At 63.6% G+C, this 15348-nt stretch carries 11 protein-coding genes; 8 read left to right on the plus strand and 3 right to left on the minus strand.

The genetic code is table 11. From position 1 onward, the window contains the following. A partial coding sequence (locus tag BC363_RS27630; protein ID WP_244519966.1) for an isocitrate/isopropylmalate family dehydrogenase occupies positions 1-500 on the minus strand: 500 nt, incomplete at its 3' end. 497 nt (positions 501-997) lie between these two features. On the opposite strand from BC363_RS27630, the gene BC363_RS27635 reads away from it, so the two are divergent. Continuing rightward, a complete protein-coding gene (locus tag BC363_RS27635) occupies positions 998-1639 on the plus strand; it encodes a LysE family translocator (RefSeq protein WP_065784563.1) in 642 nt (213 codons plus the stop codon). Between the two features lie 137 nt (positions 1640-1776). Then, positions 1777-3840, plus strand: a complete 2064-nt coding sequence (locus tag BC363_RS27640) for a M3 family metallopeptidase (protein WP_065784560.1) — start codon at positions 1777-1779, stop codon at positions 3838-3840. A 98-nt stretch (positions 3841-3938) separates the two neighbouring features. Here BC363_RS27640 and BC363_RS27645 read toward each other — a convergent pair whose 3' ends face one another. Continuing rightward, positions 3939-5420, minus strand: a complete 1482-nt coding sequence (locus tag BC363_RS27645) for a glycosyl transferase family protein (RefSeq protein WP_065784559.1) — start codon at positions 5418-5420, stop codon at positions 3939-3941. Positions 5421-5574: 154 nt separating this feature from the next. Here BC363_RS27645 and BC363_RS27650 point away from each other — a divergent pair, with 154 nt between their 5' ends. Further along, a complete protein-coding gene (locus BC363_RS27650; RefSeq protein WP_244519967.1) occupies positions 5575-7749 on the plus strand; it encodes a TonB-dependent receptor in 2175 nt (724 codons plus the stop codon). 64 nt (positions 7750-7813) lie between these two features. On the opposite strand, the gene BC363_RS27655 is transcribed toward BC363_RS27650, so the two are convergent. Next, positions 7814-8986 carry a dihydrodipicolinate synthase family protein gene (locus tag BC363_RS27655; RefSeq protein WP_065784557.1) on the minus strand — a complete coding sequence of 391 codons (1173 nt, stop codon included), beginning with the start codon at positions 8984-8986 and terminating at the stop codon, positions 7814-7816. A 319-nt stretch (positions 8987-9305) separates the two neighbouring features. On the opposite strand from BC363_RS27655, the gene BC363_RS27660 reads away from it, so the two are divergent. Genes BC363_RS27660 through BC363_RS27680 form a run of 5 tightly spaced genes read left to right on the plus strand, consistent with a single transcriptional unit; the run spans position 9306 to position 15251 of the window. Then, positions 9306-10349 carry a LacI family DNA-binding transcriptional regulator gene (locus BC363_RS27660; protein WP_065784567.1) on the plus strand — a complete coding sequence of 348 codons (1044 nt, stop codon included), beginning with the start codon at positions 9306-9308 and terminating at the stop codon, positions 10347-10349. Continuing rightward, positions 10346-11347 carry a Gfo/Idh/MocA family oxidoreductase gene (locus tag BC363_RS27665; RefSeq protein ID WP_065784556.1) on the plus strand — a complete coding sequence of 334 codons (1002 nt, stop codon included), beginning with the start codon at positions 10346-10348 and terminating at the stop codon, positions 11345-11347. The genes BC363_RS27660 and BC363_RS27665 overlap by 4 nt, the downstream gene beginning before the upstream one ends. Before the next feature lie 4 nt (positions 11348-11351). Beyond that, positions 11352-12971: an acyl CoA:acetate/3-ketoacid CoA transferase gene (locus BC363_RS27670; RefSeq protein WP_083223563.1), complete on the plus strand. Its 1620-nt coding sequence runs from the start codon at positions 11352-11354 to the stop codon at positions 12969-12971. Then, positions 12964-13743: an enoyl-CoA hydratase/isomerase family protein gene (locus BC363_RS27675; RefSeq protein WP_065784554.1), complete on the plus strand. Its 780-nt coding sequence runs from the start codon at positions 12964-12966 to the stop codon at positions 13741-13743. Before BC363_RS27670 ends, BC363_RS27675 begins: the two co-directional genes overlap by 8 nt. Then, positions 13743-15251, plus strand: a complete 1509-nt coding sequence (locus BC363_RS27680) for an aldehyde dehydrogenase family protein (RefSeq protein WP_065784553.1) — start codon at positions 13743-13745, stop codon at positions 15249-15251. Before BC363_RS27675 ends, BC363_RS27680 begins: the two co-directional genes overlap by 1 nt. The last annotated feature ends 97 nt before the right edge of the window (positions 15252-15348 follow it).

Genomic DNA, 15348 nt, shown 5'->3' on the forward strand with positions numbered 1-15348 from the left:
GTGTCGTAGACCTGGGTGTCGATGCCGCGCTTCTGGCCGTTGCCGAGATCGATGATTTCCTTCGGTTCGCCGAAATAGACGCCGCCGGTCAGCTCGCGCACGATCAGGATGTCGAGGCCCTCGACCAGTTCCGGCTTCAGCGACGAGGCGGCGGAAAGGGCCGGGTAGCAGATCGCCGGGCGCAGGTTGGCGAACAGCTTGAGGTCCTTGCGCAGCCGTAAGAGACCGGCTTCCGGACGGACGTCATAGGGCACGGCATCCCACTTCGGACCGCCGACGGCGCCAAACAGCACGGCATCGGCGGCAAGCGCCTTGGCCATGTCCCCTTCCGAAATCGCCTGGCCGTGGGCGTCATAGGCTGAGCCGCCGACAAGGCCTTCGTCCGTCACGAAGCCGCTGCCAAGCTCGGCATTCATGTAGGCGATGATTTTGCGGACTTCCGCCATGGCTTCCGGGCCGATGCCGTCGCCGGGCAGAAGGAAGAGATTGCGCACTGTCATGGAAAGTCCTTCTCGCGGGGAAAACTCGCGCGCGTCTTAGCGCAACTTCGTATCGAGGGAAATCATCGCGACGAAAGAATTGTGCGCCAACATCCCTGTCCCGCGCCCGTTGCCGGAGAAACAGCGCGCAGGCCGAAAGGGTGGAGTTCTCACCTTCACGACTTGCAGCCGTCAGCGCACATGCACAGAAGAGTCAGGACCATGCGTCTGCTCACTCTCGAGATCGCGACGCTTCTCGGCGCCAGCATCAATGCCCTCATCCTCGGCAACCTCCGGGTCGGTGGCTTCCGTTGCTAGAACACGCCGTTCGCGCCGCCAATGTTCCGTCGAAGCGCGTCTTGTCGCCGACACGCCCGACCGTCACGAGGCAGCCGCGCGCCAGCAAATACAAGGTTCTGTCACGGACTCCCTTTTGGCGTTCGCTCACGCTCGCCTTTCCGCTTGACGGAATCGCCGGCTGCGGATCGAATGGCCGTTGACTTAACCGGGGACCTGCCATGTCCGAGACGCTGCTGATCGGTGCCTTTCTCGCCGCCCTCTCCTACACGCTCATTCCCGGGCCGGCCTTTCTCGCCCTGCTTGGCATCGGTGCCGGTCAGGGCCGCAAGGCCGGTGCGCTGTTCATGGGCGGTCATCTCGCCGGCGATATCCTCTGGTCGACGCTTGCGCTCGTTGCCATTGTCGGCGCGCGCTCGGTCGGCACCACGATCTTCGACATTCTCGGTCTCTTCTGTGGCCTCTATCTCGGCTGGATCGGCTGGACCGCCCTGCGCGCCCGGCCGACGGGCGAAAACAGGGCGCTGATCACGGTGGAGCGGCCGCTCCGGCGCGGGCTGATCTTCGGCCTGACCAACCCGAAGGGCTATCCGGTGGCGCTCGCAACCTTTACCGCTTTGCTCGCCGGCTCCGCCAACGCATTGGAATTCGACGCCTTGCCGATGCTGCTCGGCGTCTCGCTCATTGGCTTTCTCGTTGCCGACCTGATTCTGATCGTCATCATCGGCGCTTCGGTCGTTCGGCGCTTCTATCGCCGCCATGAGCTGGCGATCGTCCGGCTTTCGGGCTTGCTGTTCATCGGCTTTGCCGTCCAGGCCGTGTGGCACGCTGCCCCCGGGCTTCTCGGTCTGCGCAAGCCGTGATGCCCAAGCGGTGACGCCCAAGCCTTGACGCCAAGGCCGCCAGCAACCACCTCAAGCTCTTCCGCCCGGCATGCCTCCGGCTTCACGGGCGTTCCCTCCCGGTCTCTGGCCGGCATCCGCATGCGAAAGGACCTTCCATGACCGCGAGTACCCCGCTCAACCCTGCCCTGACGACCTGGACCGGACATGAGGGCCTGCCCCGCTTCGATCTGGTGAAGGACACGGATTTTGCGCCGGCCTTCGAGGCGGCCTTCCGGGCACATGAGGCGGAGATCGACGAAATCGCCGGAAACGCTGATGCGCCGACATTCGAAAATACCTTAATTGCGCTTGAGATCGCTGGTGATGCGCTGTCGCGCATATCCTCGATCTTCTGGAACAAGGCCGGTGCCGATACCAACGAAACCATTCAGGCTCTGGAACGCGACATCGCGCCAAAAATGTCGCGGCATTACTCCAAGATCGGCATGAATGCCGCGCTGTTCAAGCGGATCGACACGCTCTGGGAGAACCGCGAAAGCCTCGGTCTCGATGTGGAGGCGACGCGGGTGCTGGAGCGGCACTGGAAAGGTTTCGTCAAATCCGGCGCGAAGCTCGCGAAGGATGAGCAGGAACGGCTGGCGGCGATCAACGAGACGCTTGCCGGCCTCGGCGCCAAGTTCGGCCAGAACGTGCTTGCCGACGAGAAGAACTGGGCGCTCTTCCTGGAGAGTGACGAGGATCTGGCCGGTCTGCCGGATTTTCTGCGCGACGCCATGGCCGCTGCCGCCAGCGACCGCGGCGAAAAAGGCAAATATGCGGTGACGCTGTCGCGTTCGATCATCGAGCCGTTTTTGACCTTCTCCGACAATCGCGAGCTTCGGGAACAGGCTTTCCGCGCCTGGATCGCCCGCGGCGAGAATGGTGGCGAAACCGACAATCGCGGCCATATCGCCGAAACGCTGGCGCTGCGGGCCGAGAAGGCCAAGCTGCTTGGCTACGCCAACTATGCGGCGCTGAAGCTCGACGACACCATGGCCAAGACACCGGCAGCCGTGAACGGCCTGTTGATGCAGGTCTGGGAAAAGGCGGTTGCCCGTGCCCGCGAGGAAGAGGCGGATCTTGCCACGCTGATCGCGACGGAAGGGCGCAATCATGACGTCATGCCTTGGGATTGGCGCCACTATGCGGAAAAGCTGCGCACCGAAAAGTTCGACTTTTCGGAAGGCGAGCTGAAGCCCTACCTGCAGCTCGAAAAGATCATCGACGCCTGCTTCGACGTTGCCCAGCGCCTGTTCGGCATCACCGCGACGGAAAAGCAGGGGATTGCCGGCTACCACCCTGATGTGCGCGTCTTCGAGATCCGTGACGCAGCCGGAAAGCTTGTGGCGCTGTTCCTCGGCGATTACTTCGCGCGTTCGTCGAAGCGCTCCGGCGCGTGGATGAGCTCGTTCCAGTCGCAGCACAAGCTGACGCTGAAGAACGGCGCAGTCGGCGAATTGCCGATCATCTACAACGTCTGCAACTTTGCCAAGCCCGCTGAAGGCAAGCCCGCGCTCCTGTCGCTCGATGATGCGCGCACCCTTTTCCACGAGTTCGGGCATGCGTTGCATGGCATGCTATCCAACGTCACCTACCCCTCGGTTTCCGGTACGGGCGTCTCGCGAGACTTCGTGGAACTGCCGTCGCAACTCTACGAACATTGGCTGACGGTGCCGGATATCCTCAAGCGCTACGCGGTGCATTACCAAACCGGCGAACCGATGCCCGAGGCGCTGCTTGGCAAGGTGCTTGCTGCACGCACCTTCAATTCCGGCTTCACGACCGTCGAGTTCACGTCGTCCGCACTGGTCGACATGGCCTATCACACGGCGGAAACACAGGGTGAACCGATGGCGCTCGAAGCGGCGACGCTCGAGAAGATCGGCATGCCGAAGTCGATCGTGATGCGGCACCGCAGCCCGCATTTCCTGCATGTCTTCTCCGGTGATGGATACTCCGCCGGATATTATTCCTACATGTGGTCGGAAGTGCTGGATGCGGATGCCTTTGCTGCCTTCGAAGAGACGGGCAATCCCTTCGATCCTGATATGGCGCGCAAACTGAGGGACAACGTCTATTCGGTCGGCGGCTCGATCGATCCGGAAGATGCCTACAAGGCTTTCCGCGGCAAGCTGCCGAGCCCGGACGCCATGCTGGCCAAGAAGGGCCTGGCGGCCTGAGACGGACGGCGGGTCTACTGCATAATTCCTTAAATCGGAATCGATTTAAGGAGAGAATTATGCAGCAGGTTCAAAGCGTTACAGCGTCATTTTGGGCGTCATGTCTGACGCGCGGCGCTGTATCGTGCCATCTGGCGCGATCGGCCCGACCATAGCGCACGCGCCGTTTCGCAGGCGGCCTCGAAGTCCGATCCATTGCCGAGACTGAGAAGGGCAGCGGCTGCCGTGGTGATGATCGTCGTCTCGGCGCGTTCGTCGCGGGCCGCTCCGGTCCAGACCGCCTCCCAATATTCCCGGGTGCTGAGGCCGGTGCGCGTTTCGGTCGGTGGCGCCGGTAGGGCCGGAATCACCAGGTCCGTGGCCTCGCCGGCGACCAGCCGAAACAAAGGCGTCTGGCGATAGGGGGTGAACTCCGCATGGTCGCGGGTGTTGCCGAGGATCGTCAGGTCCCTGACGCCGAGCAGCAAGGCGATGTCCCGGCTCAGTGTCCTGGCGGCCGAATTGGCGACGCCAAGCAGGCTCGTGCGCGCGCCCACGGGATTGATCAGATGCACGGCGGAGCCAAGCGGGATGCGCATTTCCATCAGCCCGTAGAGGCCGAGCAGGCGATAGATCTGCGGCGAAAGTGCGGGTAACGGCAGATAGGCAATCCCGGTTGTCGCCAAAGCGATATTGGCTTCCTCAAGCGATGCGCAGATGGCGATCCCGGCGCGAGCGGCGGCGATTTCGAGCTTGCCGCGCTCGGCGCCTTCCTGACCATAATGGCCATGCAACATGACGCGGTAGCCGGCACTTGCCACCAGGCGCGCGGCGTGCAGGAACCACGGCGCGGTCTTGAGCTTCGGCGAGAGATAACACGGCCAGTCCAGATCTGCCGCACCGCTGCCGACGGCGACAGCGCCGACATGGCGGCGGATCGCCCGCACGAAGCCGGCGATCTCGACGGCGGTCGCGCCGCGATATTGCAGCGCCACCATCAGGGCGCCGATCTGTACCGGGTCTGCCTCCCCGGCCAGGATGATCATCAGCGCATCTTCCGCTTCCGCTTCGCTCAAGGGCCGGCTGCGGCCGGCGCCGGTGCCGATGGTCGCAATGCTGCGGGCCAGCCGGCGTTGCGGGGCTGCATCGTCGCCGATCCGCGCAAGCTTGGCGGCAAAGGCTTCCGGCGTCGGCTCGCCGTCCAGCATCAGACTTGGTCGCACCGCCAGCGGTGGCGCCGCGATCAGGCCAGCCCCTTCCCAGCCACTCTGTTCCTGCTGATCCGGCGCCGCGGTTCGGCCGGGTTGTTCGAAGAGCGCTTCCGTCTCCGCGGCAAGTGCGCGCACCCGCAATCTCAGCATTTCGGCAAAGGGCGTCGGTCGCAGGCCGTGGCCGGTGCGCAGGAACAGCGGGTCGCCATATTCCTCGCGCAACTGGGCGAGCAACCGGCTCATGGCGGAGGGCTGGAGGCCGACGCTGACGGCGGCCCGGCTGACGCTGTTTTCCCGCAACAGCGCATCGAGCGCCAGCAGCAGGCGCAATTTGCGCATGTCGGTCTGGCGGTCGTGCGGGGGCAAAGTCTCCTGCGGCTGAGCCTTCATTGCTGTCGTTTCCCTCAAACACGGTTCGGGCATATTCGAAGCCCGTGTTTTGCGCTCATTCACATTTAGAACGGTTCTAAAACAGTGCCGTTGACCGGCTATCCCGCCAATAACTAAGTCGACTTTGATACTCAAGTTATTTGTGGGGACAAAGATGAGCATTGGGGCACGCAGTGCGATGGATAGCGGCATCGAGCGGCGCACATTCGCATTACCGATCCGGCGCCGGCCCGAGCAACGGTCGTTCGGTCGATCGCAGCGCTTTCTCTATGCGTGCCTTGCCGGCACGGCGCTGACCGTGCCGATCGAAGTGCAGGCGCAGAAAGCCAAGGACAAGGCGAAGACAACGGAGCTGCAGCAGATCGTCGTCACCGCGACCGGCTTCGAGCAGAACGTCAAGGACGCGCCGGCGAGCATCACCGTCGTCACCGGCGAAGAGCTGGAAAAAGGATCGTTCCGCGACCTGACCGACGCGCTTCGCGATGCTCAAGGCGTTGCGGTGACGGGTGTTGCCAACGAGCGCGATATCTTCATCCGCGGCCTGCCCGGTTCCTACACGCTGATCCTGGTCGATGGCAAGCGCCAGAGCACGCGTGACGCCCGCACCAACGGCAATTCCGGTTTCGAGCAGAGCTTCGTGCCGCCGGCAGCCGCGATCGAGCGCATCGAAATCGTTCGCGGACCGATGTCGTCGCTCTACGGCTCGGATGCCATGGGCGGCGTCATCAACATCATCACCCGCAAGGTCTCCGATACTTGGAACGGATCGATCACCACGGATGCGACGGTGCAGCAGCATTCGCGCTACGGCAATTCCGGCCAGGTGTCGTTCTACGTCAACGGCCCGATCCTGAAGGATACGCTCGGCATGCAGATCTGGGGGCGCGGGCTGAAACGCGGCGAGGACAAGTTCCTGTCCGGCATCACCGGCGCCCGCGAGCACGATCTGACAGCGCGGCTTGCCTATACGACGAACGAGGATCACGACTTCTTCCTCGAGGGCGGCACCGCGAGGCTGCGGCGCGAAGCCAATGTTGGCAATACGATCGAGACGGACCCAAGAGCCGTCAGCACCTACAACGACAATGATCGCGATCACTGGTCGTTTTCCCATACCGGTCGCTGGGGGCCGACCACGTCGGACTTCTCGATCCTGCAGGAATGGGCGGAGCGGCGGAACTACAACTACAATCCGGCCGATGGCCGCTTCGCCAAGCAGGCACGCGCGCCCGAGGTTCGCAACACGGTCATCGACGGCAAGTTCACGACCCCGTTCGACCTCGGCGGCAGCCACATGCTGGTGACCGGCGGACAGTTCTTCGAAGCGCGGCTCTCCGACCAGAACCCCGGACGGCGCCCCGGGCTCACCGAAAAATTCTCGGCGACGCAATGGGCGCTCTTTGCCGAGGATGAATGGCGCATGCTCGACAGCTTCGCGCTGACAGGCGGGCTGCGCCTCGATCACCACGAGGAATATGGCTATCACCTCAGCCCGCGCCTCTATGGCGTCTGGGATGCAACCGACACCCTGACGGTCAAGGGCGGCATCTCCACTGGCTTCCGCGCGCCCGACATTCGCAGCATCGCGCCGGGTTACGCCTACACGACCGGCGGCGGCGGTTGCTCCTATGGACCGGCCGGGACCTGCGGCGTCATCATCGCCGACCCGAACCTCAAGGCGGAGTCGAGCACGAGCTATGAAATCGGTGCCGTCTGGGACAATGGCGACGTCATCCTCGGCGGCACCTATTTCTACACCGACTTCAAGGACAAGATTTCCAACTCGCTGGTACTAGACGCCGCCGGAAATCCGGTGCGCTGGAGCGAAGATCCGAACTACCGGCTCTGGTACAACTACAATATCGATGACGCCGTCATTCAGGGCGTCGAGCTGACGGCGACCTGGAACGCCACGGCGGACCTGACCGTGCGCGGCAGCTACACCTATACGCAGTCCGAGCAGCAAACCGGAGCCTATGCCGGCTTCCCGCTGGCGCGCACACCGGAGCACATGGCCAATCTCAGGGCCGATTGGTTCACGCCGGTCGAGGGGTTGGAAGCCTGGACTTCCATCAACTATCATGGCGAGGAGATCGCCGCCGGCGCGCGCATCGGCACCAACGGCAAGCCGGTGACGGTCAACGGCCAGCAGGGCCGGAAATACGACCGCTATGCCACTGTCGACATCGGCACAAAATATGCGCTCGGCGAAGGCCTGACGCTGAACGCGGCCGTCTACAATCTTCTCGACAAGGAGGTCGAGCAGACCGACTTCAACACGGTGATGGAGGGCCGCCGTTTCTGGATGAGTCTGACGGCGACGTTCTGAGACAATCCACCGAGGTCCCTGCCCCGGTCATTGACGGCGCCCGCGCGGGCGCCGTCTTGCGTTGTCAGCCGGCCTGTTCGACGCCGAGGGTCGTAAGAAAGCTCTGCATCCGCTTCGTCGCCAAATCCGGTCGATCGAGCACGTTGGCTGCGTCGGCGAGCCGGAAGACATCGGCGTAGTGCAGCAGGCCACGTGCGGACTGCATGCCGGCGGGCATGGTGAAATGGTTCTGGTGGCCGTTCAGCCAGGCGAGGAAGACGACGCCGGCCTTGTAATACCGCGTCGGCGCCTCGAAGATCTTGCGCGACAGCGGCACGGTCGGCTCGATGACGCCACGGAACGTGGCAACATCACCCTTGGCCAGTGCCGCAAGCGCCCTTGAAGCAGAGGGTGCCACCGCATCGAAGATGCCGAGAAGCGCGTGGCTGTATTTCACGCCGTCACCCTCGATCAGCTCCGCATAGTTGAAGTCGTCGCCGGTGAAGCAGCGCACGCCTTCCGGCAGGCGGTTGCGCAGGGCGACTTCCTTGGCGTTGTCGAGCAGCGAGATCTTGATGCCTTCGACCTTGTCGCGATTGGCCGCGATGATCGACAGCACCACGTCGAGCGCCTCATCGAAATCGTCAGACCCCCAATATCCCCCAAGCTGCGGGTCGAACATGTCGCCGAGCCAGTGCAGCACCACCTTGTCCTTCGTCTGGCGCAGGATGTGGCCGTAGACATGACGATAATCGTCCGGCGAGCGGGCGACGCGGGCAAGCGCGCGGCTTGCCATCATGATGGCGCGGCCGCCCTCACCCTCGACGAAACCGATCTGTTGCTCATAGGCGGCAATCACGTCGTCAAGCGACTGCGTGTCGGCAGGCGAAAGGTGATCCGTTCCGGCGCCGCAGGCAAGGTCGGCCCCCGGCACGTTTCGGGCTTCCGTGAGAGAGCGGCGGATCAGCTGCTGCGCGCCCGGCCAGGCGAGGCCCATGCCGCGCTGGGCCGTGTCCATCGCTTCGGCGATCTTGAAGCCCAGGCTCCAGAGGTGATGGCGGAATGCCATGGTCTGGTCCCAGTCGATGGCGGCATTGCCCCAGGGATCGGCATCGCGAAGCGGATCCGAAACGATATGGGCGGCGGCGTAGGCGATGCGGTTGAAGGTTGGGGCGGTGCTCGGCCGCTCGAGCGGGATTCCCGTCAGTCGGTATTGCTCCAATGAGCCGTCTTGGCGTGGCAACGTCAGGCTTGTCATCGGCTTTCGTCTCCTCCTCGGACCGTTGCTTTCGAATAATTTAGATCGTTCCAAATTTCAAGCGGCAATTGTTGCCATTTGTTTTCCGGGTCCGGTGCGGCGAGAAGACGGAGTGCGGCAAGTCGAGATTAAGTATATGTAATTATGAGATATATTATGAATTTATGGCGCCCATATCTTGCTGGTATGTCAATTGCGCGCGCTGCTTCATCTCCGCTTCTGTGTTGCCGGAATCAAAAATGTAACCGTTTTCCTCTTGACTGATTTGGAACGTTCCAATTATGAATGTGAGAAATACCGCATGTTTTGGGAGGATGCCTTGGTCAAGGAACGGGTAACGGTGGTCGATATCGCACGCGCAGCCGGCGTGTCGAAGTCGACCGTGTCGCTCGTCCTGCAGGGCAGCCCGCTCGTCAACGAGGTGACCCGTGCCAAGGTCAATGCGACCATTCGCGAGCTTGGCTATGTCTACAATCGCAGCGCAGCCAACCTGCGCCAATCGAAGTCCAAGATCATCGGCATCGTCGTCAACGACCTGACCAACAGCTTTTTTGCCGAGTTGGCGGTCGGTGTCGATGCGGTGGTTCAGTCGGCCGGCTTCGTTCAGTTTCTCGCCAATACAAGTGAAAAGATCGAGCGCCAGCGCGAGGTCGTGGCATCCATGCGCGAGCACGGGGTCTCCGGCCTGATCATCTCGCCGGCGCGCGGTACCGAGGCTGCCGACCTGGCGCCCTTGGTCGATAGCGGCATCCCGGTCGTGCTTGTCGTTCGCGATATCGCCGATGCGGGCGTCTCCTCGCTGACGTCGGACAATCATGCCGGCGCCATGGCGGCCGTGCGGCATCTGATCGCGCGTGGCCATCGGCGCATCGCCTTTCTCGGTGGCTTCCCCGACACTGCCGTGTTCGAGGCGCGCATGCGCGGTTACCGCGATGCCTTGCTCGAGGCGCGGCTCGATGCGGCCGACGTGCTCGTCATCGGTTCGGCGCCATCGCGCGCCGGCGGCGTCACGGCCATCGAGCAGGCGATGATGCTTGCCGACCGGCCGACGGCAGCACTGTGCTTCAACGACGCGGTCGCCTTCGGCGTCTGCGACGGCCTCAGGGCGCGGCGGCTGGAGCCGGGCGCTGATTTTGCCGTGATCGGCTTCGACGACGTGATCGAGGCGAAGACCGCGGTGCCGGCACTGACGACCGTGTCCGTCGATCCGCAGGGCATGGGGCAGAGGGCGGCGGAATTGCTGCTGAAGCAGATCAACGCGGGCAGGGCCGAGGCTGAATCGATCATCGGTTCGGTGCGTCTCGTCGTTCGCCAGAGCTGTGGTGCTGCGATCGAGCGCAGAACGAGGGAGGCATTATCATGACTGGGTGGGGTCTGATCGGCGCGAGCACGATCGCGCGCGAATGGGTCATCGACGCAATCCGCGCGACGGGCGGCGAAGTCGTTTCGGTGATGAGCACCAGCGCCGAGCGCGGTGCCGCCTATGCCAGCGAAAACGGCATCGGCAAGTCAGTGACGTCGGTCGAGGAGCTGGTCGGCGATCCCGATGTCGATGCCGTCTATGTGTCGACGACCAACGATCTGCATCGCGAGCAGACGCTGGCAGCGATCGCGGCCGGCAAACACGTGCTCTGCGAAAAGCCGTTGGCGATGAACTTGAATGACGGCTGCGAAATGGTGCTGAAGGCGTGTGAGGCCGGCGTCGTGCTTGCCACCAACCATCATCTGCGCAATGCAGCCACCCACCGCGCCATGCGCGAAGCAATCGCCGAAGGCAAGATCGGTCGACCGATTGCCGCGCGCGTTTTCCACGCGGTCTATCTGCCGCCGCATCTCCAGGGCTGGCGGCTGGAGCGACCGGATGCCGGTGGTGGCGTCATCCTCGACATCACCGTGCATGATGCCGATACGTTGCGCTTCGTCCTCGATGACGACCCGATCGAAGCCGCGGCCATCAGCCACAGCGCCGGCATGGCCAAGGAGGGGCTGGAGGACGGCGTTATGGGCGTGCTTCGCTTCCGCTCCGGCGTCATCGCCCAATTCCATGATGCCTTCACCACCAAATTCGCCGAGACCGGCCTCGAAGTGCATGGCACCGAGGGCTCGCTGATCGGTCGCAATGTCATGACGCAGAGGCCCGTCGGCACGGTCACGCTGCGCAATGCCGATGGCGAGAGCGAGCTGCTGCTCGACCATCGCAACCTCTACGAAACCGCGCTTTCCGCTTTCCATGCCGCGGTCTCAGGCGAAGGCCGCCCGTCGGCATCCGGCGAAGACGGTGTCTGGTCGCTGGCGACAGGGCTTGCCGTCGTCAAGGCGGCCGCAACCGGCCAAGCTGTACCGATCGAAACGGGACTTTGAACGGATGTCGATGAACAAGCAAATCTCGCCGGCCGAAGCGGCCGCCTTGATCCCGGACGGTGCAATCGTTTCCGTCTCCTCCTCCAGCGGTCTCGGCTGCCCGGATCTGATGCTGAAGGCGATCGGCGAACGCTTCGAGGCGACCGGCCATCCCCGTGGCCTGACGACGCTGCATCCGATCGCCGCGGGCGACATGAGCGGCATTAGGGGCGTCGACCACATCGCCAAGAAGGGGCTCTTGAAGAAGATCATCGGCGGCTCCTATCCCTCCGGCCCGTCGAGCGCCGAGCCGCCCCTGATCTGGCAGATGATCGGCGCCGACGAAGTCGCCGCCTACAACATTCCCTCCGGCATCCTCTTCGACATGCACCGCGAGGCCGCGGCCAAGCGCCCCGGCGTCATGACCAAGGTCGGGCTCGACACCTTCGTCGACCCGTCGCGCGAAGGCTGCGCCATGAACGCCTCGGCGGCGGCCGAACCGGTGGTCAAGAAGATCGCCTTCGAGGGCGAGGACTGGCTCTATTTCAAGGCGATCGCGCCTGAGGTGGCGATTATTCGCGCGACCACGGCGGATGAACGCGGCAACCTGACCTATGAGCATGAAGGCGCCTATCTCGGCGGCCTCGACCAGGCGCTGGCCGCCCGCAACAATGGCGGCATCGTCATTGCCCAGGTCAAGCGCATCACCAAGGAAGGCTCGTTGAAGCCGCACGATGTGCGTGTGCCCGGTGTGCTCGTCGATTATGTCGTCGTCGATCCCGACCAGAAGCAGACGACGCAGACGCTCTATGATCCCGCCATCTCCGGCGAGATCTTCCGTCCGCTCGACAGTTTCCGCGTGCCGGAGTTCAACATCCAGAAGGTCATCGCCCGCCGTGTGGCGCAGGAGCTGCAAACGGGCAGCGCGGTCAATCTCGGCTTCGGCATTTCGGCCAACGTGCCGCGAATCCTGCTCGAGGAAGGCCTGCACGGTGCCGTTACCTGGGTGATCGAGCAGGGTGCCGTCGGCGGCGTGCCGCTCTTGGATTTCGCCTTCGGCTGCGCGTCCAACGCCGATGCCTTCATGCCCTCGCCCTACCAGTTCACCTATTTCCAGGGTGCGGGCTTCGATGCCTCGCTGCTTTCCTTCCTCGAAATCGACCGCAGCGGGTCCGTCAATGTCTCGAAGCTCTCCTTCCGGCCGCATGTGACGGCCGGTGCCGGCGGCTTCGTCGACATCACCGCGCGGGCGAAGAAGATCGTCTTTTCCGGCATGTTCAATGCCGGCGCCAAGCTTGCCGTTGCCGACAGCAAGCTGGTGATCGAGAAGGAAGGCAAGCTCAAGAAGCTCGTCAACGAGGTCGAGCACGTTACCTTCTCCGGCCGCCGCGGCATCGAACAGGGCCAGGACATCACCTATGTCACCGAGCGCTGCGTGATGAAGCTGACGCCCGAAGGCGTGATGCTCACGGAAATCGCGCCGGGCGTCGATCTGCAGGCTCATATCCTCGACCAGTCCGAGTTTCCCCTGATGGTGTCCGATCGTTTGAAGACCATGGATGCAGCACTTTTCCACGAGGCGCCGATTGGCCTGAAACTGCCGGTCAAAGCTGCCCGTGCGCTTGCGGGAGGCGCCCATGTCTGAGGAACGCATCCAGATCGCAGTCGATGGCCCGATCGCGACGATGACCGTCGCCCGTCCCGACAAACTCAATGCCTTCGACATCGACATGCTGAAGGCGCTCGCTGCAGCCTGCGATACGGTGGAAGTGATGCGCGAGGTGCGGGTGCTGATCCTGACGGGGCAGGGCAAGGCCTTCTCCGCCGGCGGTGACATCAAGGCCTGGGGCGGCATGGATGCCGCCGCCTTCGGTCATGACTGGGTGCGCTTCGGCCATCGCGTGTTCGAGCGGCTGGCGACGTTGAGAATGCCTGTTATCGCGGCGCTCAACGGCCATGCGCTCGGCGGCGGCCTGGAGTTGGCCGCTGCGGCCGACATCCGGATCGCGGAAAGCCAGATCAGGATTGGCCTGCCGGAAACGAGCCTCGGCATGGTTCCGGGCTGGTCGGGCACCCAGCGCCTTGTTGCCCGTTTCGGCGCCCAGATCGTGCGGCGCATGGTGCTCGGCGGCGAGATGTTCTCGGCCGAGACGGCGAAGGCCGAAGGTCTGGTCGATGCGGTCGTCGAGACCGGAACGGTGATGCAGGCGGCGCGCGACTATGCCGCCCGGGTGGCAAAGCGCGGCCCGGCCGCGCTCGAGATTTCAAAACTGATGATCGCCTCGGCGAACGGCGAGGACAAAGGTGCTGCGGTCGAAGCGCTGGGTTCCATCCTCGTCGCCAAGACAGGCGACCTCAGGGAAGGCGTCGCCGCTTTTTCCGAAAAGCGCGAAGCCCAGTTCAAGGGAGAATGGTGATGACGGTTCTGGTGAGACCCAAGGTACTCGGCGACCACAAGGTGCGCACATTCCAGATGCTGATCGACGGCAAATGGGTCGACAGTGCCGGCGGACGCACGATCGAGCGTGTCGCGCCCGGCCACGGCGTCGTCGTCAGTCGCTATCAGGCGGCGGCGAGCGTCGATGCGGAGCGGGCGATCTCTGCTGCCCGCCGTGCTTTCGACGATGGCCCCTGGCCGCGCATGACGGCGTCCGAGCGGTCACTGATCCTGCTCAAGGCCGCCGACATGATTGCCGCGCGCGCCGACGAGCTTGCCTTCCTCGACGCCATCGAATCGGGAAAGCCGATCAGCCAGGCCAAGGGCGAACTCGGCGGTGCCGCCGATATCTGGCGTTATGCCGCAGCCCTTGCCCGTGATCTTCACGGCGAAAGCTACAATACGCTGGGCGATGGCACGCTCGGTGTGGTTCTGCGTGAAGCGATCGGTGTCGTTTCGATCATCACGCCGTGGAATTTCCCGTTCCTGATCGTCAGCCAGAAGCTGCCTTTTGCGCTTGCTGCCGGCTGCACAACCGTGGTCAAGCCTTCCGAACTGACCTCTGCCTCGACGCTGATCCTCGGCGAAATTCTCGAAGCGGCCGGTGTGCCGGCGGGTGTCGTCAACATCGTTACTGGGGCCGGCCCGGAGGTCGGCGCGCCGATGACGACGCACCCGGATGTCGACATGGTTTCCTTCACCGGCTCCACCGGCGTCGGCCGCCTGACGATGGCCAATGCCGCGCAGACGCTGAAGAAGGTGTCGCTCGAACTCGGCGGCAAGAACCCGCAGATCGTCTTTCCCGACGCCAACATCGACGAGTTCATCGACGCGGCCGTATTCGGCGCGTACTTCAATGCCGGCGAATGCTGTAATGCCGGCTCGCGACTGATCCTTCACCACGATATTGCCGAAGAGGTGACGGCGCGCATCGCGGCGCTCTCGGCCAAGGTCAAGGTCGGCGATCCGCTCGATCCGGAAACCCAGGTCGGTGCGATCATCACGCCGCAGCATCTGGAAAAGATTGCCGGCTATGTATCCGCCGCATCAAAGGATGGTGCCGCTGTCGCCCATGGCGGCACGGTGCTCGATCTCGGCATGGGGCAGTTCATGGCGCCGACTATTCTCTCGTCGGTGCGGCCTGAGATGGCCGTTGCCCGCGAGGAGGTTTTCGGCCCGGTGCTGTCGGTGCTGACCTTCGAGACCACCGAGGAGGCGATCCGCATCGCCAATTCCATCGACTACGGTCTGTCGGCCGGTGTCTGGAGTCGCGACTTCGACACCTGCCTGACGATCGGTCGTCGCGTGCGCGCCGGCACGGTCTGGATGAACACCTTCATGGATGGTGCTTCCGAGCTGCCGTTCGGCGGCTATCGCCAGTCCGGTCTTGGCCGCGAGCTCGGTCGTCATGCGGTCGAGGACTACACCGAAACCAAGACGCTCAACATGCATATCGGCGCGCGCACCGGCTGGTGGATGCCGCGCTGACTCCGGGGATGGGAGGAGACGAACGATGACGGCAGGGATCGCGACAACGAAACGGGACGCGGGGTCATCGAACGCCGTCGACCGGTCGTCGTCGCGC

Source organism: Ensifer sp. LC384, from assembly GCF_001695865.1.
In the GTDB taxonomy this organism is placed as follows: domain Bacteria; phylum Pseudomonadota; class Alphaproteobacteria; order Rhizobiales; family Rhizobiaceae; genus Ensifer.